Genomic DNA, 25883 nt, shown 5'->3' with positions numbered 1-25883 from the left:
AGATGCAACTTTACCAGGATAAACTACGTCTAATATACAAAAACCCAGAAAAAAGAAAAGAAATGAAGACGAATTTAACTGTATTATTAGCTACAATCTTAGTTTGCTTACTGACCAGTTGTACCTTTATCGGCGAAAGGGCAGAAGGATTAAAACCCAGTAAGAAAATGATTACCAGAGATTATGAGATTAAAAATTTCACTGCAATAGACGCCAATACAGTGAGTAACATTCACTACACACAAGCCATAGACGGAAAAAGTTCTCTCCAAATATCCGGACCGGACAATTTTGTCAACCTGATACAGGTTTCGGTAAAAGGTAATACATTGGTACTTACAATGGATAAACAGAAAAAAATCAGGAACACCAAAAACTTAAAAATTACAGTAAGCTCCCCTAATCTAGACCGTATTAACTTCAAAGGTGTAGGAAATATTAACATTGAAAACAAACTCACAACCAACACACTTGATATAGAGAGTAAAGGAGTGGGTAATATAGAGATACAAGATCTTAGTTGCCAAAATCTGACAGTGAGTTCTATGGGAGTAGGCAATGTAAATCTGAAAGGTAAAGCAGAAAGTGCCAATCTCTATTCAAAAGGCGTGGGCGATGTAGAAGCTACCAATCTGGAAGCTATTCACGTGAAAGCTTCTTCCCACGGAGTAGGAAATATATCATGCAATGCTGTCGAGTCATTGGACGCCGCAGTAAGAGGTGTAGGAAGTATCCACTATAAAGGTTCACCTGTACAAAAGACATTCAGTAAAAAAGGTGTGGGAAGCATAAAAAGTATAGAATAGTAAGAATTGCAGAAACAAAAACATCTGTAGCTTGTTACTTCAACGCAAAGATGCTTCGGAAGCATAAGAGATTTCTCAAAGGCAGGAATCAGATAGATTATTAAAATTCTCTCTTACATATAACTTTATCTCTAACAGAGATACAAAAAGGAAGTTTCCGTGAGGCAATTTCCTTTTTTTGTTTTTCCCTGATGAAACAGATAAACATAATAAAAGGGCTACTGCATCACGCGGTAGCCCATCTATTTAGTTAGTTTTATTTATAAAAATTTGAGAGAATTGAAACTTCACAGCCTCAAGTTGTTTTAATTAAGCACACTAACTATATTATATGTTTAAAGCAAATGAAAATGTCTTTTTTATCAAGAACGTTTGGGCTTCATTGAAGCAGCCAGTTTTGAGATAAACTCTGAACTCATATTACCTGTAAAATTAATCACAGAAAAATTATTCTTCCCATGCATTAACATCACCAGTTCAATAATCGTATCATTCTTCTTTCGCACCATAATCTGACAATTTTCGGTACCGTCTTTGAAAGAAAGAAACGGTTCAAATCTTCCGGAATTCTTTTCTACCACTTTCAGAGCTTCATCATAATACTCTTGCCCTTTCACTTTAGCAGTAAGCATCTGCATACTCTTCAGATTGGATATTATCTCCAGAATTTCATCATCTTTTTCAGCATCACTTTTCATTATTTCCTCCATCATTTTCGGACTGATAGTGACACAAGTCAGATTTGAATCTCCTTTATGCTCTGTCAGAAAACGGGAGGCAAAGTCCTGAGCTGATACAGCTACAGACAGCAATGCCATCCAGCACATTAAAAGAACGCTCTTCATTATTTCTTTATCATATCGACTACACCTGCCCGCACGCTGTCGGCCAAATGCTGGTCTTGTGATTTATTGATTCCCTCAGACAATATCATTAAAGCAGAAGACACTTGTTTGTAAGCTACTTCCGGATCATCATATGTATCTGTGTAGGCGTCATAATTATAATCCAAAGCCTCATCGGCAAAAATGGTATGTTGTGCTATACCACCCAATGAGAACATCACAGCAACAACTGCAGCTGCTTTGAACAAAGGCATAAATCTTCCTGCCAATGTCAGGCGCCTTGCCTTTACTACAGGCGCTTCTACCTGAGCAAGAATACGTACATCAAAGTCCTCCCCCAGCCCGATTTCCTGTTGAACCTGCTGATAAACAAACAGATCTCTATATTGAAGTAAATGAGCAGGCACCTTTTCCTGTGAGAAGAAAGTACGCAATTCTGACTCTTCTTCCAAAGAAGTCTCACATTGCCAATATCGCTCCAAAAGCTGCTCTATATACTTATAGTCCATATTCTTCAATCTCAATATACTGTTGTTTCACTTTTTGTCTTGCTCTGAAGAGGTTCACTTTAACCTGTTCCTCCGTCAGATGCAGGACTTTTGCAATATCCTTATAACTTTCGCCCTCTATATCCCGCAACTGCATTATAAGCCGTTGTTTCTCAGGAAGTTCATTGATTAACCGATGAATAATCTTCATCCGTTCATCATTCACCAGCTGTTCATAAGGACCGGAAAGATCAACCTCTTCAGCCATATCCAAGGTAAGTTCTACGTTCTGAGCTTCTTTTTTTTGACTCCTATCTATTGCTAAATTTTTTGCAACTATCAAACAATAAGCTTCAATAGACTCAAACTGCTTCCACTCGTCACGTTTATTCCAGACTCGTATCATGGTGTCCTGAACTACATCCTCTGCTTCTGCCCTATCCAAGGTTATTCTAAGCGCCAATCGAAAGAGTTTATCTTTCAAAGGAAGTATGTCGTTTCGGAAACTGATTTCTTGCATCTCTATAAAAATGACGGGTGAGAATATAAAAAGTTACAGGTACAATCGTATTTTTTTTGAATTATTTTTTAATGCGTGTACCACTATCCCCATTAATTGCTGATGCTAAGGTGATTACCACTTCTGAGACACCTGCATTAATTGCTTCAAAAGAATTCTCAAGCTTTGGAATCATGCCACCTTGAATAATACCATCGGCTACATATTGATTAAACTCAGCAGGTGTAATCTGCGGGATAACACTGTCATCATCATTTTCATCGCGTAATACCCCCTTCTTCTCAAAACAAAAAACAAGAGTCACATCAAAAAACTGAGCAAGTGCTTTTGCTGTTTCCCCGGCAATCGTATCGGCATTCGTGTTAAGCATATTTCCTTCGCCATCATGAGTCAGCGGAGCCATAACCGGAACTACACCTTTATATATAAGGTCAGACAGCAAAGAAGCGTCTACCTTCTTCACATCACCTACAAAACCATAATCAACTTCTTTCACCGGACGTTTGGCCGACAGAATCACATTCATATCCGCCCCAGTCAGCCCCAAAGCATTCACCCCACGAGCTTGCAGGCCTGCTACAATATTCTTATTGACCAGTCCTCCATAGACCATTGTTACCACTTTAAGTGTTTCGGCGTCAGTTATACGACGCCCATTCACCATTTTACTTTCAATGCCGAGTTGAGTTGCAATCTTTGTGGCCGATCTCCCTCCTCCATGAACAAGGACTTTATGTCCTTCAATAGCTGCAAAATCATTTAATAATTGGTTAAGTGTGGCCTCTTCTTCTACTATTTTGCCACCAACTTTAATAACAGTCAGTTTTTCTCTCATAATTCTATATATTATATAAAGGAAGGTGCGTTAAAAGTCTGAGACAGCTATCAATATATAACTTTAAAAACGCAGATTAACGCTGATTACCGCAGAGTTATTTAATCTTTGCGTAAATTAGCGTAATCTGCGTTTTAATGATAGCGAATTTTACCCTTGGGCACCCTCGCCAAAGGTTCTATTATTCCAGATAGGTATATCCGTAAAGCCCGGAGCGATAATTTGAAAGGAATTCTTTTCCTTCTTCCACAGAAATCTTTCCTTCTTTTACAGATTTTGTAACCCAGGTTTCCAGTGTTCGCACCAATTTCTTAGGATTATACTGTACATAATCCAATACTTCCGCTACTGTCTCACCATCAATAATCTGTTCAATTGTATATCCCTTTTCGTTTACAGATACATGTACTGCATTCGTATCACCAAACAGGTTGTGCATATCTCCCAATATTTCCTGATAAGCACCAACAAGGAATACTCCAAGATAATAAGGCTCTTTACTTTTCAAACTATGCACAGGCATATAGTGAGCTACATTCTTTGTCGAAATAAAGTTTGCAATCTTCCCATCCGAGTCACAAGTAATGTCCTGCAAAGTAGCTGACCGCTCAGGTTTTTCATCCAATCTTTGAATAGGCATAATGGGGAATATCTGATCGATAGCCCAGGAATCCGGCAGTGATTGAAATAACGAGAAATTACAAAAATATTTATCGGCCAATAGTTTAGATAGACCACGGAACTCATCCGGTGCATGCTTCAACCCACTCGCTATCTGATTTACTTCTCGAGTGATAGACCAATAAAGCCGCTCAATCTGTGCACGAGTTTTCAGGTCAACAATACCATGACTGAACAGATCGAGTGCCTCTTCACGAATCTGCTGTGCATCATGCCAGGCTTCAAGCATCTTGTTCTGATTCAAAGTATCCCAAATGCCATACAGCTCCTGCACCAATTCGTGTGCGTCCGGTGCGATCTCTTCCTCATCATCCCATTCGGGCAGTGTAGTCGTTTCCAAAACTTCAAAAACAAGTACAGAATGATGTGCCGTCAATGCACGTCCGCTTTCTGTTATAATATTGGGATGAGGAATACCATTCTTATCACTGGCGTCTACAAGAGTAGAGATAGAGTCGTTGACATACTCCTGAATGGAATAGTTCACACTACTCTCACTACTCGATGAACGTGTTCCGTCATAATCAACTCCCAGTCCACCGCCAATATCGACAAATTGTACATTAAAGCCCATGGAATGAAGTTGTACATAAAACTGGGAAGCTTCACGCAAAGCAGTCTTTATACGACGAATTTTAGTCACCTGGCTACCAATATGAAAATGAATCAGTTTCAAGCAGTCTTTCATATCCTTCTTTTCCAGGAAATCAAGTGCCTCAAGCAATTCGCTGGAAGTCAATCCAAACTTACTGGCATCACCACCGGATTCTTCCCATTTGCCACTACCGGAAGAAGCAAGTTTAATACGAATGCCGATATTGGGCATCACATTCAATTGCTTCGCCATCTTGGCAATGAGTTTCAGCTCATTCATTTTTTCTACAACGAGAAAAATACGCTTGCCCATCTTTTGTGCAAGCAAAGCAAGTTCAATATAACTTTCGTCTTTATATCCGTTGCAGATAATCAACGAATCAGAATCAGTATTAACAGCAATTACAGCATGGAGTTCCGGTTTGGAGCCAGCTTCAAGACCAAGATTAAACTTCTTTCCATGACTGATTATCTCTTCCACAACCGGGCGCATCTGATTTACCTTAATGGGGTAAATGATGAAATTCTGTGCTTTATAGCCATACTCTTCAGCAGCTTGTTTAAAGCAATATGCTGTCTTCTCAATCCGATTATCCAGAATATCCGGAAAACGCAGCAACATGGGAGCTGCCACATCACGCAACTGCAGTTCATCGACCAACTCCTTCAGGTCGACACCTATACCATCCTTACGCGGTGTAACAACCACATGACCTTTGTCATTTATACCAAAGTACGAAGTACCCCAACCAGTAATGTTGTAGAGTTCCTCAGAATCTTCAATACGCCACTTTCTCATTTTAATGTATTCAGTTGTGTTTATAAAATATTTAAGGCAACAAAAATAGTTATAAATCCATAGTATACAATCAGAAAGACACGTTTTTTAAATAAGACAGGTTCGGAAGGCGCAAATAAGTCATAGTTTTAATAAATCGCGTAGCCGCTGCACTGATTTTTCAATCTGCGAGCGATCCTCTAATTCATCGGCATTAAAAACATACTGGGCCTGAGAATAGAACGGTGCACGTTTCTCCAACGCCTGAATGATAAATTCTTTCAGTTCCTCATCCTCTTTACCTTGTAAAATAGGACGCTGCTGTTTGGCAACACGCAGTCTATGAAATAAAACATCGGGATGGACATTCAAAAAAACAGTTTTACCATGATGATTCATGAAATCCATATTATCGAAGAAACAGGGGGCACCACCACCTGTAGAGATAACAACATTTTCAAAAGCACCTACCTCACGCAACATATTTCTTTCCAGTTCACGAAAACCTGCTTCACCGCGTTCGGCGAATAACTCTCCCACTGTCTTATGGAAACGCTCTTCCATATACCAGTCCAGATCAACAAACGGTACGTTCAGTGTTCGGGCAAAAGCTTTCCCTAAAGTTGTTTTACCGGCACCCATATAGCCGGTCAGGAATATACGAATCATAATTACCTATCTTTTCTTTTCAGAGCAAAGATAGGTAATATAATTATAGAATAAATAAAGTTTGTACTTCAATTTACTCTAAATTTGTTATGATTTTAAGCGATTTATATCCTGACGTGATCACTTAAATACTTTCACTCTTTCAGAGAGTGCTTTAAATTCTTTATCACCCGGTTCTCCAACCGGCATACCAAACGGCATTTCAGCAATCAGATGCCAACTGGCCGGTAATTCCCAGGTACGACGCACTTCTTCATCAATCAGAGGATTGTAATGTTGCAGAGAAGCGCCAAAACCAGCATCTTCCAACATACTCCAGATTGCTAACTGATGCATGGCCGATGTTTGTAAGGACCACCCAGGAAAATTATCTTTATAACTGACAAATGTATCCTGCAGCGTTTGCACAACATATTGATCTTCAAAGAACAATACAGTACCATAACCACTCTCAAAACAATTATCAATCTTTGATTCTGTATTTTTAAAAGCCTCCGGAGTTACAATCTTCCGTATAGCATCTTTCACTATTTCCCATAGTTTCTTATGATTCTCACCCAAGAGTAATACGACGCGGGTCGACTGAGAATTAAAAGCCGATGGTACGTGGGTTACCGCAAAATTTATGATACGCTCTATCTCTTCGTCAGAAACAGGTGACTGATTTGTGATTGAATAGTAACTTCTCCTGTGTTTCAGGACATCTTTAAATGATTTTTGCATCATAGTCTCCTTTCTTTGGGTTTATAATCTATTATATAGAGAACAACTGATCTTGAAAACTTGTTCGATAAGTAGTACTTCAAATTTAATTCATACTATGACAACGTTTTATTAAAATGCAAATGATCGCAGATTTTCGCAAATTAGAAGGTTTACTGTACTTGAGAGACGATATTTTTTGCGTGAATTTGCGATAATCTGAGTTTCAATGATAGGTTCATTTAACTAGAATACAGTACTTACTAAAATATATTTGTAACTTTACCACCCGAATAAATAAAAAGATGAATGGCAAAGCAAAAATTTTATGTGGTATGGGAAGGCGTAACTCCAGGCATTTATTCTTCCTGGACTGACTGCCAACTACAAATTAAAGGATACGAAGGAGCCAAATATAAGTCATTTGACAGCCGGGAAGAAGCAGAACGTGCTCTCGCATCATCTCCCTACGCATATATTGGTAAAAATGCCACAAACAAAAAAGAAAATAAACCTACCTTACACACGTTGCCTGCTGCTGTAATAGAGAATAGCCTTGCTGTAGATGCAGCCTGCAGTGGTAATCCCGGTCCGATGGAGTATCGCGGAGTACATGTAGCCAGCCAGCAGGAAATATTTCACTTCGGCCCAATGAAAGGTACAAATAATATAGGTGAATTCCTAGCATTAGTACATGGGCTTGCCCTACTGAAACAAAAAGGATTCGATATGCCCGTCTACAGTGACAGTGTGAACGCTATCAGTTGGGTAAAACAAAAGAGATGCAAAACCAAATTGCCACGCACCGCTGAAACGGAACAGCTTTTTTTATTAATAGAACGTGCCGAGAAGTGGTTGAAAGAAAACACCTATTCTACCCCTATTCTGAAGTGGGAAACCAAAGAATGGGGCGAAATTCCCGCTGACTTCGGAAGAAAATAAACTACTTGAACTTCTTTATCAGAAAACTCGGATTCACACGCAGATAAACACCAAAAGAAAAACTGGTGGCACTACCTGGCTTTATCACTTCCCCATCTGCTTTAGTCATGGTACCAGGCAAATACTGATAAATATCTGCTTTAGCGCCAAGAGCATAATGCTTACCAAATGAGCGAGAATATTCTACAGAAAGGAAAAGAGTTTGCGGATCATTATAAAACGCCCCCTCTTCTTTCGTGGAAACAGAGCCAAAATAAGGAATACCAAGCAAAGAGATAAAGTCCTTTGACATAAAATACCCACCTTTCACACGTATGTCTTTAAGATCAGTGTAAGCAGCAGCGTATAGCCCTACTCCTTTATCAAAAGGCCATAAATGTCCCGCCTGCTGATAATAGGCTACTGCATCCACTTCTACATTCACTCGTTTCAGCACCGGGCGATTTACGTTCCAGGTTACTCCGGCTCCAACAGAACCATTCATCAATGTTTGTACCGAATTAGTATAGATTGTATCCTGTTCTCCTCCACGATGCTGAATAGTCATTTGTACAGGAGTATAATAATGAAAACGAGCCTTAGGGTCATTGTATTTTATAAGCGATGACACCCCTACTATAAATGCTTCCTGGTGGGTATCTTCTTCAAAAATATAACTCAGCCAGTTGACCCATGCATCCAGATGTAAATGCCGGGAATCATATAGAAATTGTAATCCCATCTCCGGATCAGCGGTCAGATTTAACTCCGGACTATAAAGAGGAGCAATCAGACCATGATTAGAGCCACCGTAAATATCTCCTAGGATAAGATTCACATGAGACAAAGCCAACTGCGCTCTGAAATAAGGCAAGATATGCGTTCCACGTTGGTATTGATTTCCTTTCCAGGTAGCTATATCATGATAGGCATAATTGGGAAATTTATAAGCACCGCTATAAATCAATGCATGTGCTCCCAACTCCAGTTTCATATTTTTCAGCGGATAATAGACAACTTTAGGTTCCAGCCACATACCCGGCAACGAATATCCTTTCATCACAGTACCGGCATACTCGTTATCTTTAAAAAAACTGATATTATCCAGTTCTACCGACAACTCTCCTACACGTTCAGGATTAATCTTGTAATCAGTCTTACATACTTTCTCCTCCACTTGTGCCCGGACCGTTGTAGTTGCTATGAGAAGCATCACCAAACAACCTGTCCATCCAATATATCTGCCGTATTTCATTTTACCATCTATCAAAGAGATTGCATATCATTCAGCCGCTTATAGTATCCGTTCATTTCCAATAACTCTTCATGCTTACCGCGTTCTACAATCTCTCCTTCATAAAGTACGCAAATTTCATCTGCATTCTTTATTGTCGAAAGCCGATGGGCAATAGCAATCGTCGTACGTGTTTTCATTAATCTTTCAAGAGCTTCCTGTACCAGACGTTCAGATTCTGTATCAAGAGCAGAAGTTGCTTCATCAAGAATCAAAATCGGAGGATTTTTCAATATGGCACGGGCAATACTGATACGTTGGCGCTGCCCTCCGGACAGTTTACCACCACGGTCTCCGATATTGGTATTATAACCATCTTCCTTTTCCATGATAAAATCATGGGCATTAGCAATCTTGGCAGCCTCTATCACTTGTTCCATAGTTGCATTTTCCACACCGAAAGCAATGTTATTGAAGAAAGTATCATTAAAAAGGATAGCATCCTGATTTACATTTCCAATCAAACCACGCAAATCAGATATACGTACATCCTTAATACTCGTACCATCAATCTTTATATCTCCTCCTTGCACATCATGATAGCGAGGCAACAAATCAACCAATGTAGACTTGCCGGATCCGGATTGTCCAACTAAAGCGATTGTTTTTCCTTTTGATATTGTAATATTGACATCCTTTAAAACCTCACGTTTGCCATCATAACTAAAACTGATGTTTTTGAATTCAATTTTTTCATTCAATCCTTTCAAAGGCTTCGGATTAGGAGATTCCTTAATCTTATTCTCAGCTTTCAATATCTTATCTACGCGCTCCATAGACGCCAATCCCTTCGGGATATTATAACCTGCTTTTGAAAAGTCTTTCAACGGATTGATGACACTATAAAGAATCACCATATAGAAAATAAACGACGGAGCATCTATCGAAGAATTGTTCCCTAATATCAACGACCCTCCAAACCACAACACAACCACAATCAACAAAGTGCCCAAGAATTCACTCATTGGGTGAGCTAATGATTGCCGCATTGCTACCTTATTGGTAGCGTCTCTAAATTCATTGCTACATTTAGTAAAACGATCTACCATTTTCTTCTCCGCAATAAAAGCTTTGATAATACGAAGTCCCCCCAATGTTTCTTCCAGTTGCGACATCGTATCACTCCACTTTGCCTGTGCTTCCAAAGATTGGCGCTTTAGCTTCTTTCCTACCACACCCATCAGCCATCCCATTCCAGGCAATACAAGTATAGTGAATAAAGTCAATTGCCAGCTCGTAACAATCAGAGTCCCAAAATAGAAGAGAATCAAAATCGGATTCTTTATTAACATATCCAGTGAACTAGTAATAGAATTCTCCACTTCACCGACATCTCCACTCATACGAGCAATAATATCCCCTTTACGCTCTTCTGAAAAAAAACCCAAAGGCAATGACATCACTTTTGAATATACCATAACACGAATATCACGAACGACACCTGTGCGCAAAGGAATCATAACAGCCGAAGAAGCAAAATAACAAGATGTTTTCAACAATGTCATAAAAGCCAAAAAAAGCCCAAGAAATAATAGAGTAAGGGAAGGACCATTTACTGCAATCATATCTGTGACATAATAATAGAAGTTATTCACAGCCTTTTCTTTTAACCCAATACTGGAATCCCATGGTATAAATTCATAAACCTCATTATCCATCTTAAATAAAATTTGCAAGATAGGAATAAGTAACGTAAATGAAAAGACATTAAGTACAGCAGACAGTACATTCAATACTATAGCCCACCCTAAATATTTTTTATAAGGCGCCACAAAACGGCGCATGAGTTGAAAGAATTCCTTCATTAGTTTGTCATTAAATGAATTAGAATGCAAAGATAGACGAAAATCTTCAGTTTACAGAACCTTCCTTCAGTTTTATTGTTTAGTTTAGAATTTGTTAAAATCAATAAAGTACAGGATTTCACCAAGAAATAGGTTACCAGAGCAGCCAATGGTCATAATCAACACCATATGCCTGATCCATACACATACCCAGAAACATACCAGGATTAGAACCAAATGTACCAACAAATAGAGCTGAATTCTTCAGAATCTCCATTGATGAAAACATTTTCACCATATCCCTCTTTCTTTCTTGAGGTTTAAGCTTTAAAAAATCCTGATGGAAATATCCCTTCTCACGAGGTTCTGTCAACGTATAAAAAGTCCACTCAGGATAGTCTCGACGCATCTTTTCTACAATTTCATATTCATCCGTGAACACATAGGCATTCCTAACAGAAGATGTCTCTTCGGCTTTCATAATATACTTATTGTAATCCTCCAATCTATGCTCTACAAATTTATCACCACCACGGATATGGAAACCTATATATTGATCTGGTAGCTTTAGCGATTCTATATTCTTATGAATATCTTGTGTGATTTCCGGATTAAAACAATAAATCATATTCACGATGTCACGAGCCACATTGCGCAAATCGCTATCTTTTATTCCCAACTCAGGAACTGAAAAGCACATTCTTTCAAAGAAAACTGCCCGAAATCTAAAAAACAAATCATAAGTTAAATAAGTATGCCTGTGTCCTATTCGATAAGCTGCCAATCTCAATCTTTCGAAAAAACGATGCATTACAAACATCGGATCTTCATCTCTCAAATTATATTTATGATGAAATCCACCTTTGACTTCTTTGCAAAACGGAAGAAAATAATCATTCCAGCCTTTATCATACCTAAAATTTGCATCCTCAGAATACAATGAAAACTTAATCCGCCACTGCAAGCAATAAATCATAGCCAGTACCATATTATTAAACTCTGAATAAAATCCAGAAGTAGCACCAACATGAAATATTAATTCATTCCTAAATGAATTATTCAATTTCTGATATTCTGCCAAATTAATCATTCTAACAATATTAAATTTACAAATAAATGGGATTCGTCAATAGCTCCTTCCAATTATATTCGGTTACATCATCACAAAGTGTCACATATTTTTCCGGATTATCCCCGAATAAAGCGCCATATTTCCCTAAAGTACCTTTACTCGTAATCTGGTGTTTGCAATAAGAAACAAGGCATAAATCCATATATCCCTTATCAGAACCATTTAAATCAACAATTTGAAAGTTACCAGACAATGGCAATTGAGGAATAAGTTCCTTTGTAACCCAATCCTGTTCATCTGAAAAGAAATAAAAGAAAGGCATTTTAAGTTTATCATTGAAAAACTGAATTGCTTTCTGGAAATAAGTCAAAGTTGCAGGTTTACCGTAAGCAAAAACCTCTTTTCTTAAATCCCCTCTTCGTACATGCACTGCAACACTGTAAGGTTGATTCATTATTTCATTACACAACATCTCATTCTGTTTATCCAGAATGCAAGAATTCCATTTAAATAATTGGCGAAATTTTCCCAACCAAAGTTCAGAGGGCATTTGATAATATCCACCCAAATAAACAGGAGCAGTACACTGCAAAAAAGAGTAATCTCCTATTCTCAAATGACCTTCCGTGTTATTCCCTAAATAAAAAAATTTCCGCTTATAAACGCGAATCATCACTTTGGAAGCCTTCTTAAAAGACAGATACGGAAACGCTTTCAACAAATCAAAATTACGAACAAACCGTCGATCAAGATCACTTCCCCATTCTTCAAAAAATGATAAATCATAATAAACCGATTTTCCCTTCTCTGCAAAACATTGCCCCAACAGATATTGATGCATTTGTGAACAGATTCCTCCATCTAATGATACAACTACCTTAGAAGGGATAAGCTTGCCCATTGTCAGTACCTTGTAAATCTCGTAATCTAAACTTCGCATTTTATTTATATTTTTCTCTGTTGCAATACTGATACTTTCCATACAGAACATCATCAGATTATTAGTTTCCCCATCATTTACATAATCGCCACGCAGTAATTGGTAGATAGATAGAGCCTGACTAACAACAAGCGATATGCCTGTTAGGTATTTAGCTCATTATAAGTTGGTATAGCAACAGAGATTGCATATATATTTTTGAATTCATAAAATTAGGTGGTAAAGATAGTCAAATAAAATTGGACATAATTAATAGAAAAAGACTTTTCCAACAAAAAAAGTAAAAATGTGTATCATTTTGACTATTTTACATTTATTAATACAACAAGTTAATCGTCCAAGTAATCGTTCAAAATTGCAATAGAGTCTATTATTTCATCAATTGTGTATACCCATACAACAACATTGCCTGCCACCACAATCAAACAACTATTAAATTACTCTCTATGAAGTTTGTCTATCCAAAATCTATTCCATACCTTTACATAGATAAACAAACCGATTCATACAAAAAGAAATGAATATACTATTTTTGTTACACAGTTATCCTAAGATTGGTGGTATTGAGATGGTTACACAAACAATCTCTCAGTATCTGAAAAAGAAGCACAACTTATATTATTTAGCACGAATAGCCGACAATTCAGTAGTAATGGATCAGACTAACTGCTTCTACTTTCCATCCAAAAGCAAAAAAGAGTCTATATATTATTACAACACGCTAATCAGTAAGCTACAAATAGACATAGTAATAAACCAAGGACCTTTTTTACCATTCAACAATATTATTTCTAACCCAGAACGAAACAAAAACGTACGTATATTTTCTTTTGTACACTTTGCTCCCGGCTTTGAATTTGAACGTATAAAGTATGTTTGGATGACAGAAAAAAAAAGCATCAAACGGCTTTATAAGCAAATAAAAACGAAATTAGGGCTAAATACTCTTCAATATAACCCTGATAAAACAAGAAAAAAATATCGTGATTTATACAATATATGTAACAAAACAGTGGTTCTATCACCTGCCTACATTAAGACATTTAAGGATATTTACAAACTAAACGAAAGTAGCAAATTAATATCTATACCTAATCCAACCAAATATACATGCCATGACAATAATATCTTAAGCAAAAAGAAAAAAATTGTTTTATTTGTAGGACGACTCGAGCTTGAATCCAAACGTGTGGACAGGTTACTTTCAATCTGGAAATCAATAGAGAACAAAGATGATTGGAATCTAAAGATTATAGGTGACGGACCTCATCGTGAGGAATTGGAACGAATGGTTAGAAATGATAATATAGAACAAGTAACTTTTTTAGGACAGCAAAACGACATACAACCATTCTACGAAGAAGCTTCGATCATCGTTCTTACATCAACTTATGAAGGACTTTCATTGTGTTTTATTGAAGGGATACAATATGGCGCAGTACCCATATCATTTGATGTAAGTTATGGTAACCGGGAACTACTCAAAGCCATATCTCCGGATATCATCATAGAACCTTTTTCTCTTGACACATACTCAAGAAAACTAACAGAATTGATGCACGACAACATATACCGTAACACATTGTCAAGAAATGCACTTCAAAAAAGCACTGAATATTTACTGGAAAACATTGGAGAGAAGTGGGACAACCTTCTAACATAGCTATCTTATTTTTCCTTTACTACGATAACGCTTCAGCATTATACGGTATAGGAAATGACTTTTGCTATAAAGTATAACTATTTTGCTTACTCTTTTTATTACGCCTGTCTTCTTAAGTTGCGGATATTTTTTAAAGGCAGCCGTAAACACTGTAACCATTTCATCCATTTTATCCAAACCGCCTCCCAATATTATCGTAGCATAAGATTGGAGTTTAAGAGCCAGCAATTCAAACTCTAATGCACGATAACAAGGTTTATCACTCATGAACTTATCTATCAGTTCAGAAACCAGAAAAAGACTCCTTACTCCTTTCTCCGAGTAAGGAGAACGTGTCATTGACTCACCCTCAACAACATAATACAGCAAATAGACATCTAAAATTTTAATATTTTCGGCATTATACACTAATTGAGAAGTATAATAAGTATCCTCACTAAGATTCAACCTACTATCAAATATAATTTCATCAGCCAACTCCTTTTTATGAATATATTGCCATACTGCATTATATTGCTGAGTAGTCCAAATATGTTTAAGGAACTCTATAGAAGAATTCACATATTGGGGGTATGCCTGAGACTTCTCAAGCCTATTCGTATTAACAAAATAGAAACCAAACACGAGAATATCAGGAAAATTATTTCTATTAAGTTCATCAACTAAAGTCTGATAAGTATCTAAAGCAATATAATCACCACCATCAAGGTGATGTATGTATTCTCCTTTTGCAATACTTAATCCAGACTGGCGAGCCATAGGCAAACCACCATTCGCCTTATCCATCAAAACAATACGCTCATCTTTTTGAGCATATTCCCGACAAACATTCAAGCTCCCGTCTCTACTTCCGTCATTTACTATGATTATCTGGAGATTATCATAAGTCTGGGCACATACCGAATCCAGTGTTTTAGCTATTTCCTTCTCCAAATTATAAACAGGAATAATAACAGAGATAAGAGGTGTGTTCAACATATCCAATTACTTTTTAGTTGCAAAGTCTTTTATTAATCGTCTCACTTCACGCTGAAATTTATGTACAGAGTGTACTTCACGAATATAGCTAACGGCCTCACGTGACAATTTCTTACGCCTCTCTTCATCTTTCATAATATGCTCAATTGCTGAAACAAATTTGGGCACTCCATCGAATCCATCCCCTAATATCGTACCCACAAACTCTCCAAATTTAGAAGTTAAATCATCAGGATTCCTACAACTGACAAGGAGTGTCCCATAAGCCAAAGCTTCAAGGAAGGTAATAGGCAGACCTTCATGAATAGAAGTATTCACCAATATCTTAGCTTCTCTTATATATTTATTTTTCTCTTCCCCCTCTACATGCCCAACAAAATGAAGATTAGGTATACCTGTTTTATATCTCGACAAAACTGTCTCATTCTCTTCTTTTTCTCTAAAAGTTTGTCCCAACATGAAAAACTCATACTGAGGCATTCTTTTGGCTATTTCACAGAACAACCATCCCCGTTTCACCGATTCAATACGTCCGACAAAGATTATATGATCCTTTTTCTCACAAATATCGGAATCAAATGTATAATCTATATCTATCGGATTCGGACAATAAGTAATATCCGCATCTTCCGGCAATCGATACAGCATCTTTGCTTTCTCATTCAAATAATAACCTTGTGATATAAATTTTAGATACCCATTAGTATAAAACCTGTGAACAATATCATATAATTCCGAATCCCAATAACAAGCTTCAGGAAACAATTTGACTGTTTGAATTTCTCTCCATTCAGTCCAAGGCCTTGGATCCTGTATCCAATGTATGACAGGCTTACCTCGGTGTTCGTACTTCAAAAGATCATGTGTCACTTCAACAGTAAAGTAAATATCATAATCGGTCTTTTTCATCCAATTATAAACAAACTTTTTACCTGGAGGAACTATTACTTTTATTCCATCTACTTTCCCTTTCTTAGCCCTATACGCCCATTTGTTGGAATTCTTAGCTAAAAGTACCTCCACTGATATATCTTCATTTGGCAAATAACGGGCAAGATAATAACGTGCAAGAAAACCATATCCTCCAAAAGCAGTACCCATTCCACCAAAATACTCGTCAACAACAAGAGCAACTTTTATTTTCCTGGGTTTAACATTTATCCCACACATTTTTTTAATTGTCCGAATGAACCGCCCTCTTTTAAATATACCAATAAATCCTTTATAAGGAGTTTTCGCCAAATATTTAAAATACAGAGTTCTCAATGGATTACGACACTTTTCATTAATATTCCATGGTTTGATCCGGCCTGTATAGTGAATTATAACGGGCCTTTGTGCCTTAGTATAGTAAACATCATCTGTCGTATAATTAAATATCTTTGAAACACCTTTTATCTTTCCTCTTAAAGCCCAATTTATAATATCCTGATCCTGATATTCAAATTCATCGCAAGGCTTTTTTGCCACATCCATCAATAGTGCAGTTGTATGCTCTTTACGCATAGCCTCAACATTCATCAAAATCACCCCGGCATTTATGTATATATCAGATTCCTGTAAACCGATCATATACTTATATTTTGTTCGTTCGACCCAAAGGTCACTAACACCCGCACATAAATAACCTTCCAAGGGAGTTTCCCATAATTCTGTGATAGGGCCATCCACAATCAGATCGGCATCTAAATACAAAACACGAGTGAGTTCCGGAAATAGATCTGCTATCAAAAATCTATAATATGTATGAAAAGTGATATATTTTATATTAAGTTTAAATCCCTCAAATATAGCATGATCCACCAATTTAAACTCAAGACTGTTACCACTACCATATTTCTCAAGTACAGAATAGAACATTCTTCTATTTTCATCAGAAAAGTAATCTGTCAATATATAAAAATCAATATTGCACGTAGAATTATTCTCTAGAACAGACACCATTGTAGTACAACAATGTTGCGCAAACGAGTCATTTACAGTAAAAACAATCGAGATCTTATTATCCATCACTTATTTAGAATATAATAATATCCAGCAAAGATATACAATTAAAACAAAATGAAAAACTCTCAAGAACAAAAGCCAAGATAATCACATCTTTTCTATTATTTTAGCTACACAAATACACCATTTAATTTGTCCAATACTACAAAAATATATACTTTTGCTACACTAAACTTAAAGAATATAATAAAATTGACCTATGCTTACAAATTATACGCCACTACACTTCGATTTTAAAAAGGTTAAAAGGAGTCGAGCATTATTGATTTTTTTGCCTAAATTGTTCTTTTAATCTTTAATCAAACATAGTGGCAAATAAAATTAGTACCTCTCTTACATATTTAATGAACCAAAATACTTAACTTTGCAAAAACAGATGTGCATATGAACAACATGATTGTCTTTGATTGCGAAAGAATGAAATATCCCAATACGGGTTTATACTTCTTCTGTGACATGTTGGCAGAAAGTCTCTCCAAGGAAGCGCAATCTCATAAAGAAAAACTTGCTTTTTATGTACCCCGTAATTTAAAAGGAAATTGGGGAACAGCACACCAATACAAAGTAGTTCATAAATTTCATAAGCTATTTATTCCATGCTCTAAGAATATAAAAGTATGGCATACAACTTTCCAACTTTCATCTTACATACCTACTGGGAAAAAACTCATATTAACCGTACATGATTTAAATTTCCTTTATGAAAAAAAAGAAAGTAAACAAGGAAAATGCCTGCGTAAAATGCAACGTATTGTGAACAAGGCTGATTATATAGTCACTATATCCGAAGCAACCCGTAAAGATCTATTAGAGCATATTGACATAAAGGGAAAGCCTATTGAGGTGATATATAACGGACGTAATATATATACTGGTGACTATGTTCAACCAGCAGAGGTGCCTCAGCGTCCATTCCTCTTCACTGTAGGAACCGTACTTCCTAAGAAAAATTTCCATGTACTTCCATGTTTACTACAAGGCAATGATTACGAGCTAATTATCGCAGGTGTGCGTTCTGACTATGAGGATCGGATTATGCAAGAAGCCACTCGGTTAGGCGTCAAAGACAGAGTTAAAATTATAGGTACCATACCTGAAGACGAGAAGCATTGGTATTTACTACATTGCAAAGCTTTTTTATTTCCCTCTATAGCCGAAGGATTTGGCCTGCCAGTTATCGAGGCTATGTATTACCAAAAACCAATTTTCCTATCTGATCATACCTGTCTACCAGAAATAGGAGGTGAGTACGCCTACTACTTCAATTCTGAGTTTGACGAAGAACAGATGCAAGCTGAATTTAAACAAGGCATGGAAGATTTTGAGAATGGTGGAATTAATAAGGAAAAGATGAGAGAACATGCTTTGAGATTCTCATGGAGTACTGCAGCAAAAAGGTATTGGGAAATTTATCAAAAACTAATAAATGAATAAATTTCAACTGTTTTACATCGCAACAGGCATTTATCTATTTACTTCTCAACTAAAATGGGATATTCAGTAAATGTCGCTCTTTCTTATAAATTAAGAGAAAAGTTTTACTTTATGTGAGCTTTTCTCTTAATTTTTTCGGTAAAGTCTCAAGTCCTCTCTCTTATGGAATATTATTTACATATTTTTGTTTTTTCCTCGCAACGATGTATTATATACATGTATTTTTTAGGGGAAGTTAAAAACCTCTCCTCTTTTCCTCTTATTTTAGTCTGATTATACTGCCGTCCTTTTTTTCTTCTCTACCTTTTCTATCATACATACCGCATTGGCTGTATGTATTCCGAAGAAAATCCAAAGCATTTCCGTTTTTCTGTTTCTGGCTTTTATCCTGGCCAGTGAGTAATGTTATTTCTGCGTTCCAAAACTTCCTTCCAGGCGGGTAGCTCTTTCACGGCTGAGTTCCGACCGTAAGATCCTCCGAAGTGGCTCATCTTTAGCAGCTCTGCCCTTGCACTTAAAGGAAGTACTTATATGATATTTTGTACAAAATTTCCGGTTGACATTATTAGCATAGATTGAATCCGCTGCAAGCGCCTTAACCCTAACCTTGGTCAGTTGTTGTTACAGATGAATACAGTCTCTTTCAAACGTACTCCTTCGTTAAAAGCCTTAAAGGAGATTCCATTTATCTGTATATTATTGACTTTGGCTCCGAATTCAACGGATTCGGTTTCCTTGCCCCGGACAATAGGCCGAAGGTAATGCCGGTCGATACTCACGATACGGTTGGACACTTTTTTGCCTGCAAATAAATTCTTCCCTTGCTCAAGGACTGTCTGTATAACCGAGAAACATCTTTGGTAATCAGAGGATAGTGTAAGCCTGTTCCTGTAGGATGAATGAAGCTGCTTCATCTGGTCCAGTAACTTTTCCAATAACTGAAGTAGTCTGCGTTTAATCATACGGGTCTGTGATTTCCTGCGTTTACGTAGTTTACTATAAGCAAGGTAGGCACGGCTTACATCAAGATACTTGTTACGGGGACGTTGTATGTGTAATGTCCGGCAATGTTTGCACAGATGACGGTGAAGCCATACGATACTTCCCATAAGAGTTTAACATCAGTAGGAAAGCGAAGATAGCTTTCATAACAGGTGGCATCGGTCATACAGACATGAATATTTTCAAGATAAGGTTTCCAGTGAGCTGCCAGAATCAGCTGGAGAGAATCAATATCGAGATGCTCGGAAAGTTCCTGGCGAATGGCGCTGACGATTTTAGAATTGGTCAGAGGATGAAGCGGATCAATCTGAACACCACAAAATAACTGGTAATGAATATTACCGTTCAGATGTTCGATCAACTGTGAATCGGAAAAGTTAGTATAGGACTTCAGGACCATCAAGGCTATTTTACCTTCAGGAGAAAAATAACTTTTACGACCCAGAGAAGATTCATGCAAATGCATTTGTTGGGCCAGTTCCGAGAATGGGAACAGAGCATGGAGGCGACCTAATTCACTCGTTGCAAAACTTTGACGATATTTTTTAAGCATATCGAACTCAGTAAAACCTAAACGAGGTTCGATTTCTGAGATTTTTGTATCTTTACCATGTGTTTTTATTTTAGTTTACCCCTGTTTTGGCCGTCAAACCGTTTTTTTTGGGGGGGGGAATGATTAAAGATACAAAAAAAGGCAACTAACTCGTTATGAACTAGTTGCCTTATATTTTTTTTTTATTTAAAGAGTATCCCTAATTATAACAAAAAAACTGATTATCTAATTTAAATCTACTGTTCACAGCATTATTACCACATAAACAACTAAGTATAATGCAGATATATACCCATCATTTAACCAATATATTTCAGAAAAAATCAAAACACACAACAAAGTGCACCATGGTTTATCCAATGTCGACCATTAGTAGTAATATACCAAGGATCATTAGGATTAAGAGAATAAGCATATGTCATATCCGTTAAATAATATTGATACAATGATTTTGTACCATATAATTCACATTTAGGTGCATAACAAAGTATTCCATGATTTACCCAACCACTGCTCGCTGGATACCACCCGTCATCTAAACTTTGTGAATATGCGTAAATACCTGTTCTGCCATTAAAATATTGATATATGGGTACAAAATCATTCAACATTTTTTTTGAGACATAACATAAAATCCCATGATTCACCCAACCACCATTTAAGGGGTACCATGAATCATTTTGTGATAATGAATATGCATATTTAATTGTATTGGGATTAAAGTATTGATACATAGGAACCAACTCTACAACTTCAATTTTTTTACTTTCAATATATTTCTTCACTGCTGCTGTAATTTCTTTCTTTTTTAATGAATCCGTTATAAATTCATAAATTGGATATGCTTTCTCCCAATTAATATCAACTAAAGCTGCATTCTGTACAGTGACAGAATTCTCCCATGCACTAATATTAATAGTAGGAGTAGGCTGGTCTTCTGAAGTATAAGTGATAACAGTCCCACTATTTGTTCCTCCTGCATATTCTATCCACAAATTCCATGATGAATTTTTACTATTCCAGGTCTGTATATCTTCAGATAAATGAGAACTTTGAAGATCAGCACCATATTTGCTAACATTAAATTTCAAACCTGCTTCAACAGTTCTCTTCTTCTCAGCCGTATTACTCGTTGCATTGATCACTGATCGGTAAGTAAATGACAAACGTCCTCCAATCGTTATATCGCAAAGTACATGTGTCCCATAAGTTTCTACAAATTTATCTGGGGATAACTGTTTAAGGTTCTCTTTGAAAGAAGATGTCAGATAAGGAAGTAACATACTAGGAGTTGCATCCAAATATAGACGCTTTACTCTTCTTACTACATCAGCTCTAGCAAATGAATATTTTGTTGAATATGAATATTTAGAATTCAATTCATTTGTAATCTTTATATTACCAGAGAGAGAAAGTCCCTCAATCTCATTTTCAGAAGTATTTGATATTGAGTTTTTATTCTTTATTTCTTCTAAATAATCAAGCGCAGTAGCTCCAGAATAGACAGACATACTACCTTGATGTGTTGCTGGATAATAAAATCGATCTGCATAATCATTAACAAAACCTTCTATATTTACCACAGTACGTTTAGCAACATCTACATCTAGATATTTTCCTGTAACATCATAGCTAAATCCTAGCAAATCATATAGTCCATCTGAAGCTTGCCTAGTTGTAGTAGTAGGCAATTCAGTTACACCATCATTGATTATAGAGACTTCTTCAGTACACGATACGATCACTAAGCAACTTAACAATAACAATTTTCTTTTCATAATGAGTATTTTTAAGTAAATTATAAAAACGCACAAATTATAATTTAAAAAGCAAATCAAAGTCATTTCTTTTAATAGAACTAAGGTATATATATTTTTTAAACAACAAGTAATAATTAGAAAATAATCAATTATACATATCGATTGATAAATTTAAAAAACATAAGTTTTTTTATGGTAAGAATTTAAATCTCACCCTATTATAATATATCATTGACAAAACAACCAATAACAAAGACATCTTACAATCCTATGACCATATGAACTGAAAAGGAAGCTATTTCACTTCCTCTCAAACTAGTCATTGATTCTATACATCATTGCTTCTTGTTTTACCAATAATTATAATCACTACTCACACACCAGCTTATCCGTATTCATCCTCGTCATATATTGCTGAATTATTGCCTTCAACTCTGATTCCATAGAAGATTGCATTTCGGGTAAAGTACCTAACAAATTATGTTCCAGCAAACGATCTGAAACAAAGTCATACAGTGCAACGGACTCTTTACCATCAAACTGAAGTAAATAACGACCTTTATGATATTGATAAACACCGCCTATATAATTCACTGCGGAAGTCTGATTGGTGGGAGTAGCGAGCAAATCACATCCGAAAGAAATGTAAGGCTTGTCATATCCCAAATATCCCAATACAGTAGGCATTATATCTATTTGCTGGGCTATAGCATCGATATGCCCTTTCAATGTACTACCCGGCTGATAGAAAATGACGGGTACAGCAAATGTGCCGCTTTCAGTCATATATTCGGGATGTTCCGTTTGATTCGTATGATCGGCCGTGATCACAAACAACGTATTATTGAACCAGGGTTCATGAGAAGCCTTCTCAAAAAAACGCTTCAACGCATAATCCGAATAACCAATACACTGATGAATAGGCAATGTCCCTTTGGGAAACTTACCCGCATATCGTTTGGGTATTACAAACGGATGATGGGAAGAAGCACTAAAAAGAGCAGCTGCAAAAGGTTGACGGAAAGAAGAAAGTTCATCTGCAAAAAACTGGAAAAACTCTTCGTCCCAGATAGCCCATCGACCGTCAAAATCGTCATCGTTATTATATTCTGTACGCCCGTAATAATCCTGAAAACCAGTAGCCCGCGAAAAAGCCTCAAAACCCATTGAACCATTTTCGGCACCATGGAAGAAAGCAGTATAGTATCCCTTTTTACGTAACTCACCCCCAATACCGGATACTTTATTCATTGAAGCCGGCGTCAGGAAAAAAGGTTCTACAAACATAGGAATACCGGACAATACGGAAGGCATCCCATCAATACTTTTGTGCCCGTTGGCAAATGAGTATTCAAATGTGAGACTCTCTGAGATCAATGAATCCAGGAACGGGGTATATCCCTTATAAGCTCCCCCATCCAAATCTTTATTTAAAGCACCAATGTATTCCTTTCCGAAACTCTCCATGATAAATACCACCACATTCAGCGGACGGAACTGCACACTATCCGCCGGAGTATGAACAGGTGTATAAACCGCCTCCATCGCAGCCTCATCTTTATAATAGGCAGGTACTACAAACGGCTTTTTACCAATAGTACGTATCATCGCAAAAGGAGTATTAAGCACCAGCCCTGTCTCAATGGGACGATTGACATATTGGTTGGCATTACTAACCGTAATAGGTCGCACAGCAGCTCCGATACCGCCACGCATACCAAATATGCAAAAAGGTATGACAACAACAAGACAAACCAACTGTATTCCGTAATACCCCCACGGATTTAGATTTTCTGATTTTCCAAAAGGCTTTCTGTATAGCTTAAACATGCCATAAATCAACACAACAGCCAGCAAAGTCAGATACCAATGATTCAGCAATTCTACTCCGATAATACCCGCTATGTTATTCTCATTGCTGAATTCATTGAAAACGGAAGCAGTGGTACGGCGATTGGTAAACTGAAAATAGACCGTATCCATTAGATTCATAATCAAGGCAATACTATTAGTAAAGACAAAAACGCCTTTTGTCACTTGCTGATAGCGTTTATATTCTTTATAGTGTAATGGGAAAAACATCAGAAGGATGTACAAAGCATTGATATAAACAATAGCAGATGTATCAAAAACCAATCCTCCTTTAAGTATAGTCATCAATTCGGTGCCTGTCAGTTCTGAATAATAAGAATAATTGACCCATAAAAAGACAAACCGACAAATCATAAAAAGAAGATAGGACAGCGCCAGATTACACAGTGCAGCAAGCACCACTCGTATATAAGGAAGGAAAGAAAAAGATTTTTTCATATTGGTGTAATATCAAGTATAACAGCGACAAAATTAATATATTTAATTGGTTCTGCCATTAAAATACCCAAAAACACTTACCTTTGCAACCTATAAACCAGAAATTATAAAACGAATGAAAATAGCTTTTGATGCCAAAAGAGCAGCACAAAACCGTACAGGTCTCGGCAATTACAGCCGCTTTGTTATTGAAGGTTTAAGCCGTTACTGCCCTGAAAACAAATACCTGTTATACACTCCCAATGAACGAAAAGCAAAGTTATTGGGCAATTTGTCACAGCAAGAGAATTGTGTTGTCTGTTATCCCGATAAAGCTATCTGGAAAAGCCTATCTTCATTGTGGCGTGTCAGTGGCATCAAAAGACAGCTGCAAAACGATCATCCGGCTATTTTCCACGGGCTTAGTAATGAACTCCCTTTAGGGATCGAACGGTTGAAAGAAATCAAAAGTATCGTTACGATTCATGACTTGATTTTCCTTCGCTATCCTAACTTTTATTCATATATAGACCGCAACATATATACTTATAAATTTCGCCGGGCCTGCCAGATAGCCAACAGTATTATCGCTGTAAGCGAATGTACTAAAAGAGACATTATACACTATTTTGATATTCCGGCAGAAAAAATAAAAGTTATTTATCAAGGATGTGATGAAAGTTTTCTCCACCCGGCAGACTCCGGATTGAAAGAAGAAGCACGCAAACAGTACGGGCTTCCGGAAAAATATCTTTTATATGTGGGAAGTATTGAAAGCCGCAAAAATCTGTTGTTAATAGCTAAGGCCCTTACAAAAGCCTCTTGTGACTTACCTTTGGTAGCGATAGGAAAACATACCCCTTATGCGGATACCGTTCTTCTGTATGCCCGGGAGAACGGACTGTCGAATCGGCTCCTGATGTTGCACAATGTTTCATTCCGTTATTTCCCTGCTATCTACCAGATGGCTTCTCTATTTATCTATCCAAGTTTTTTTGAGGGATTTGGCATTCCTATTCTGGAAGCATTAAACAGTAAAATTCCTGTAATCGGAGCTACAGGTTCTTGTCTGGAAGAAGCAGGTGGAGACCATTCCATCTACATAAATCCCGAAAACGAACAGGAACTTGCCGATGCCATAGATCGAGTCATGGCAAATCCCACCTTACAACAGGAAATGGTTGAAAAAGGAACAGAGTATGCTGCTCGTTTCGGACAAGAGATATTAACCCGGCAAATGATGGAACATTACCTCTCGCTGTAAAATA

The 25883-nt window shown here is 37.0% G+C and carries 20 protein-coding genes and 1 pseudogene; 5 read left to right on the top strand and 16 right to left on the bottom strand.

Annotated features, from left to right (window positions below; translation table 11 throughout):
• The first annotated feature begins 62 nt into the window (after positions 1-62).
• On the top strand, positions 63-806 hold the full coding sequence (locus K8P02_RS19515) for a head GIN domain-containing protein (RefSeq protein ID WP_025866601.1): 744 nt from the start codon (positions 63-65) through the stop codon (positions 804-806).
• A gap of 362 nt (positions 807-1168) precedes the next feature.
• Here K8P02_RS19515 and K8P02_RS19510 read toward each other — a convergent pair whose 3' ends face one another.
• The 7 genes from K8P02_RS19510 to K8P02_RS19480 form a co-directional block, all read right to left on the bottom strand.
• A complete protein-coding gene (locus K8P02_RS19510) occupies positions 1169-1651 on the bottom strand; it encodes a DUF4252 domain-containing protein (protein ID WP_002558710.1) in 483 nt (160 codons plus the stop codon).
• Positions 1651-2160, bottom strand: a complete 510-nt coding sequence (locus tag K8P02_RS19505; protein WP_002558709.1) for a hypothetical protein — start codon at positions 2158-2160, stop codon at positions 1651-1653. The genes K8P02_RS19510 and K8P02_RS19505 overlap by 1 nt, the downstream gene beginning before the upstream one ends.
• Complete coding sequence (locus K8P02_RS19500; protein WP_025866600.1) at positions 2150-2659, bottom strand: RNA polymerase sigma factor; 510 nt, start codon at positions 2657-2659, stop codon at positions 2150-2152. The genes K8P02_RS19505 and K8P02_RS19500 overlap by 11 nt, the downstream gene beginning before the upstream one ends.
• Positions 2660-2720: 61 nt before the next feature.
• Positions 2721-3494 (bottom strand): acetylglutamate kinase, encoded by a 774-nt coding sequence (gene argB, locus K8P02_RS19495; protein ID WP_025866599.1) that lies wholly within the window; start codon positions 3492-3494, stop codon positions 2721-2723.
• A 181-nt stretch (positions 3495-3675) separates the two neighbouring features.
• The gene (gene speA, locus K8P02_RS19490; protein ID WP_002558706.1) at positions 3676-5568 is read right to left on the bottom strand and encodes a biosynthetic arginine decarboxylase; all 1893 of its coding nucleotides are present in this window, start codon (positions 5566-5568) and stop codon (positions 3676-3678) included.
• A gap of 120 nt (positions 5569-5688) precedes the next feature.
• The gene (locus tag K8P02_RS19485) at positions 5689-6216 is read right to left on the bottom strand and encodes a shikimate kinase (RefSeq protein ID WP_002558705.1); all 528 of its coding nucleotides are present in this window, start codon (positions 6214-6216) and stop codon (positions 5689-5691) included.
• Positions 6217-6336: 120 nt separating this feature from the next.
• Positions 6337-6939: a nitroreductase family protein gene (locus K8P02_RS19480; protein WP_025866598.1), complete on the bottom strand. Its 603-nt coding sequence runs from the start codon at positions 6937-6939 to the stop codon at positions 6337-6339.
• 288 nt (positions 6940-7227) lie between these two features.
• On the opposite strand from K8P02_RS19480, the gene K8P02_RS19475 reads away from it, so the two are divergent.
• Positions 7228-7860, top strand: coding sequence for a ribonuclease H1 domain-containing protein (locus K8P02_RS19475; protein ID WP_002558703.1), 633 nt, complete (start codon positions 7228-7230; stop codon positions 7858-7860).
• Position 7861: 1 nt separating this feature from the next.
• Here the strand turns inward: K8P02_RS19475 and K8P02_RS19470 are convergent, their stop codons facing one another.
• From K8P02_RS19470 to K8P02_RS19455, 4 genes are all read right to left on the bottom strand, one after another.
• Positions 7862-9094, bottom strand: coding sequence for a hypothetical protein (locus tag K8P02_RS19470; protein ID WP_002558702.1), 1233 nt, complete (start codon positions 9092-9094; stop codon positions 7862-7864).
• Between the two features lie 11 nt (positions 9095-9105).
• Entirely contained in the window at positions 9106-10938 is a 1833-nt protein-coding gene (locus tag K8P02_RS19465) for an ABC transporter ATP-binding protein (RefSeq protein WP_025866597.1), read from the bottom strand.
• A 133-nt stretch (positions 10939-11071) separates the two neighbouring features.
• Positions 11072-12007 carry an O-fucosyltransferase family protein gene (locus tag K8P02_RS19460; protein WP_025866596.1) on the bottom strand — a complete coding sequence of 312 codons (936 nt, stop codon included), beginning with the start codon at positions 12005-12007 and terminating at the stop codon, positions 11072-11074.
• Positions 12008-12023: 16 nt separating this feature from the next.
• Positions 12024-12929 (bottom strand): alpha-1,2-fucosyltransferase, encoded by a 906-nt coding sequence (locus K8P02_RS19455; RefSeq protein WP_025866595.1) that lies wholly within the window; start codon positions 12927-12929, stop codon positions 12024-12026.
• Between the two features lie 517 nt (positions 12930-13446).
• On the opposite strand from K8P02_RS19455, the gene K8P02_RS19450 reads away from it, so the two are divergent.
• The gene (locus tag K8P02_RS19450) at positions 13447-14592 is read left to right on the top strand and encodes a glycosyltransferase (protein WP_223381713.1); all 1146 of its coding nucleotides are present in this window, start codon (positions 13447-13449) and stop codon (positions 14590-14592) included.
• On the opposite strand, the gene K8P02_RS19445 is transcribed toward K8P02_RS19450, so the two are convergent.
• Both K8P02_RS19445 and K8P02_RS19440 read right to left on the bottom strand, forming a co-directional pair.
• Entirely contained in the window at positions 14593-15570 is a 978-nt protein-coding gene (locus K8P02_RS19445) for a glycosyltransferase family 2 protein (RefSeq protein WP_155921396.1), read from the bottom strand.
• A 6-nt stretch (positions 15571-15576) separates the two neighbouring features.
• Positions 15577-17514, bottom strand: coding sequence for a glycosyltransferase (locus K8P02_RS19440; RefSeq protein WP_262903124.1), 1938 nt, complete (start codon positions 17512-17514; stop codon positions 15577-15579).
• 447 nt (positions 17515-17961) lie between these two features.
• Between K8P02_RS19440 and K8P02_RS19435 the strand changes: the two genes are divergently transcribed.
• On the top strand, positions 17962-19011 hold the full coding sequence (locus K8P02_RS19435; protein ID WP_223381711.1) for a glycosyltransferase family 4 protein: 1050 nt from the start codon (positions 17962-17964) through the stop codon (positions 19009-19011).
• Between the two features lie 273 nt (positions 19012-19284).
• Here K8P02_RS19435 and K8P02_RS19430 read toward each other — a convergent pair.
• From K8P02_RS19430 to K8P02_RS19420, 3 genes and pseudogenes are all read right to left on the bottom strand, one after another.
• A pseudogene (locus tag K8P02_RS19430) lies at positions 19285-20739 on the bottom strand (transposase).
• A 150-nt stretch (positions 20740-20889) separates the two neighbouring features.
• Positions 20890-22344: an MAC/perforin domain-containing protein gene (locus K8P02_RS19425; RefSeq protein ID WP_081768095.1), complete on the bottom strand. Its 1455-nt coding sequence runs from the start codon at positions 22342-22344 to the stop codon at positions 20890-20892.
• A gap of 351 nt (positions 22345-22695) precedes the next feature.
• Positions 22696-24636: an LTA synthase family protein gene (locus K8P02_RS19420; RefSeq protein ID WP_223381709.1), complete on the bottom strand. Its 1941-nt coding sequence runs from the start codon at positions 24634-24636 to the stop codon at positions 22696-22698.
• A gap of 115 nt (positions 24637-24751) precedes the next feature.
• On the opposite strand from K8P02_RS19420, the gene K8P02_RS19415 reads away from it, so the two are divergent.
• Positions 24752-25879 carry a glycosyltransferase family 4 protein gene (locus tag K8P02_RS19415; RefSeq protein WP_025866588.1) on the top strand — a complete coding sequence of 376 codons (1128 nt, stop codon included), beginning with the start codon at positions 24752-24754 and terminating at the stop codon, positions 25877-25879.
• Positions 25880-25883 lie beyond the last annotated feature (4 nt).

It is taken from the genome of Bacteroides nordii (genome assembly GCF_019930665.1).
Classification (GTDB): domain Bacteria; phylum Bacteroidota; class Bacteroidia; order Bacteroidales; family Bacteroidaceae; genus Bacteroides; species Bacteroides nordii.
Note: the sequence above shows the minus strand (reverse complement) of the source record. Positions and strands in the feature narration are given on the sequence as shown.

Bases quoted from the DNA above. Each gene is read 5' to 3' on its own strand.
- K8P02_RS19515 (WP_025866601.1), top strand. From the start codon at position 63: ATGAAGACGAATTTAACTGTATTATTAGCTACAATCTTAGTTTGCTTA.
- K8P02_RS19510 (WP_002558710.1), bottom strand. From the start codon at position 1,651: ATGAAGAGCGTTCTTTTAATGTGCTGGATGGCATTGCTGTCTGTAGCT.
- K8P02_RS19505 (WP_002558709.1), bottom strand. From the start codon at position 2,160: ATGGACTATAAGTATATAGAGCAGCTTTTGGAGCGATATTGGCAATGT.
- K8P02_RS19500 (WP_025866600.1), bottom strand. From the start codon at position 2,659: ATGCAAGAAATCAGTTTCCGAAACGACATACTTCCTTTGAAAGATAAA.
- argB (WP_025866599.1), bottom strand. From the start codon at position 3,494: ATGAGAGAAAAACTGACTGTTATTAAAGTTGGTGGCAAAATAGTAGAA.
- speA (WP_002558706.1), bottom strand. From the start codon at position 5,568: ATGAGAAAGTGGCGTATTGAAGATTCTGAGGAACTCTACAACATTACT.
- K8P02_RS19485 (WP_002558705.1), bottom strand. From the start codon at position 6,216: ATGATTCGTATATTCCTGACCGGCTATATGGGTGCCGGTAAAACAACT.
- K8P02_RS19480 (WP_025866598.1), bottom strand. From the start codon at position 6,939: ATGCAAAAATCATTTAAAGATGTCCTGAAACACAGGAGAAGTTACTAT.
- K8P02_RS19475 (WP_002558703.1), top strand. From the start codon at position 7,228: ATGGCAAAGCAAAAATTTTATGTGGTATGGGAAGGCGTAACTCCAGGC.
- K8P02_RS19470 (WP_002558702.1), bottom strand. From the start codon at position 9,094: ATGAAATACGGCAGATATATTGGATGGACAGGTTGTTTGGTGATGCTT.
- K8P02_RS19465 (WP_025866597.1), bottom strand. From the start codon at position 10,938: ATGAAGGAATTCTTTCAACTCATGCGCCGTTTTGTGGCGCCTTATAAA.
- K8P02_RS19460 (WP_025866596.1), bottom strand. From the start codon at position 12,007: ATGATTAATTTGGCAGAATATCAGAAATTGAATAATTCATTTAGGAAT.
- K8P02_RS19455 (WP_025866595.1), bottom strand. From the start codon at position 12,929: ATGCGAAGTTTAGATTACGAGATTTACAAGGTACTGACAATGGGCAAG.
- K8P02_RS19450 (WP_223381713.1), top strand. From the start codon at position 13,447: ATGAATATACTATTTTTGTTACACAGTTATCCTAAGATTGGTGGTATT.
- K8P02_RS19445 (WP_155921396.1), bottom strand. From the start codon at position 15,570: ATGTTGAACACACCTCTTATCTCTGTTATTATTCCTGTTTATAATTTG.
- K8P02_RS19440 (WP_262903124.1), bottom strand. From the start codon at position 17,514: ATGGTGTCTGTTCTAGAGAATAATTCTACGTGCAATATTGATTTTTAT.
- K8P02_RS19435 (WP_223381711.1), top strand. From the start codon at position 17,962: ATGAACAACATGATTGTCTTTGATTGCGAAAGAATGAAATATCCCAAT.
- K8P02_RS19425 (WP_081768095.1), bottom strand. From the start codon at position 22,344: ATGAAAAGAAAATTGTTATTGTTAAGTTGCTTAGTGATCGTATCGTGT.
- K8P02_RS19420 (WP_223381709.1), bottom strand. From the start codon at position 24,636: ATGAAAAAATCTTTTTCTTTCCTTCCTTATATACGAGTGGTGCTTGCT.
- K8P02_RS19415 (WP_025866588.1), top strand. From the start codon at position 24,752: ATGAAAATAGCTTTTGATGCCAAAAGAGCAGCACAAAACCGTACAGGT.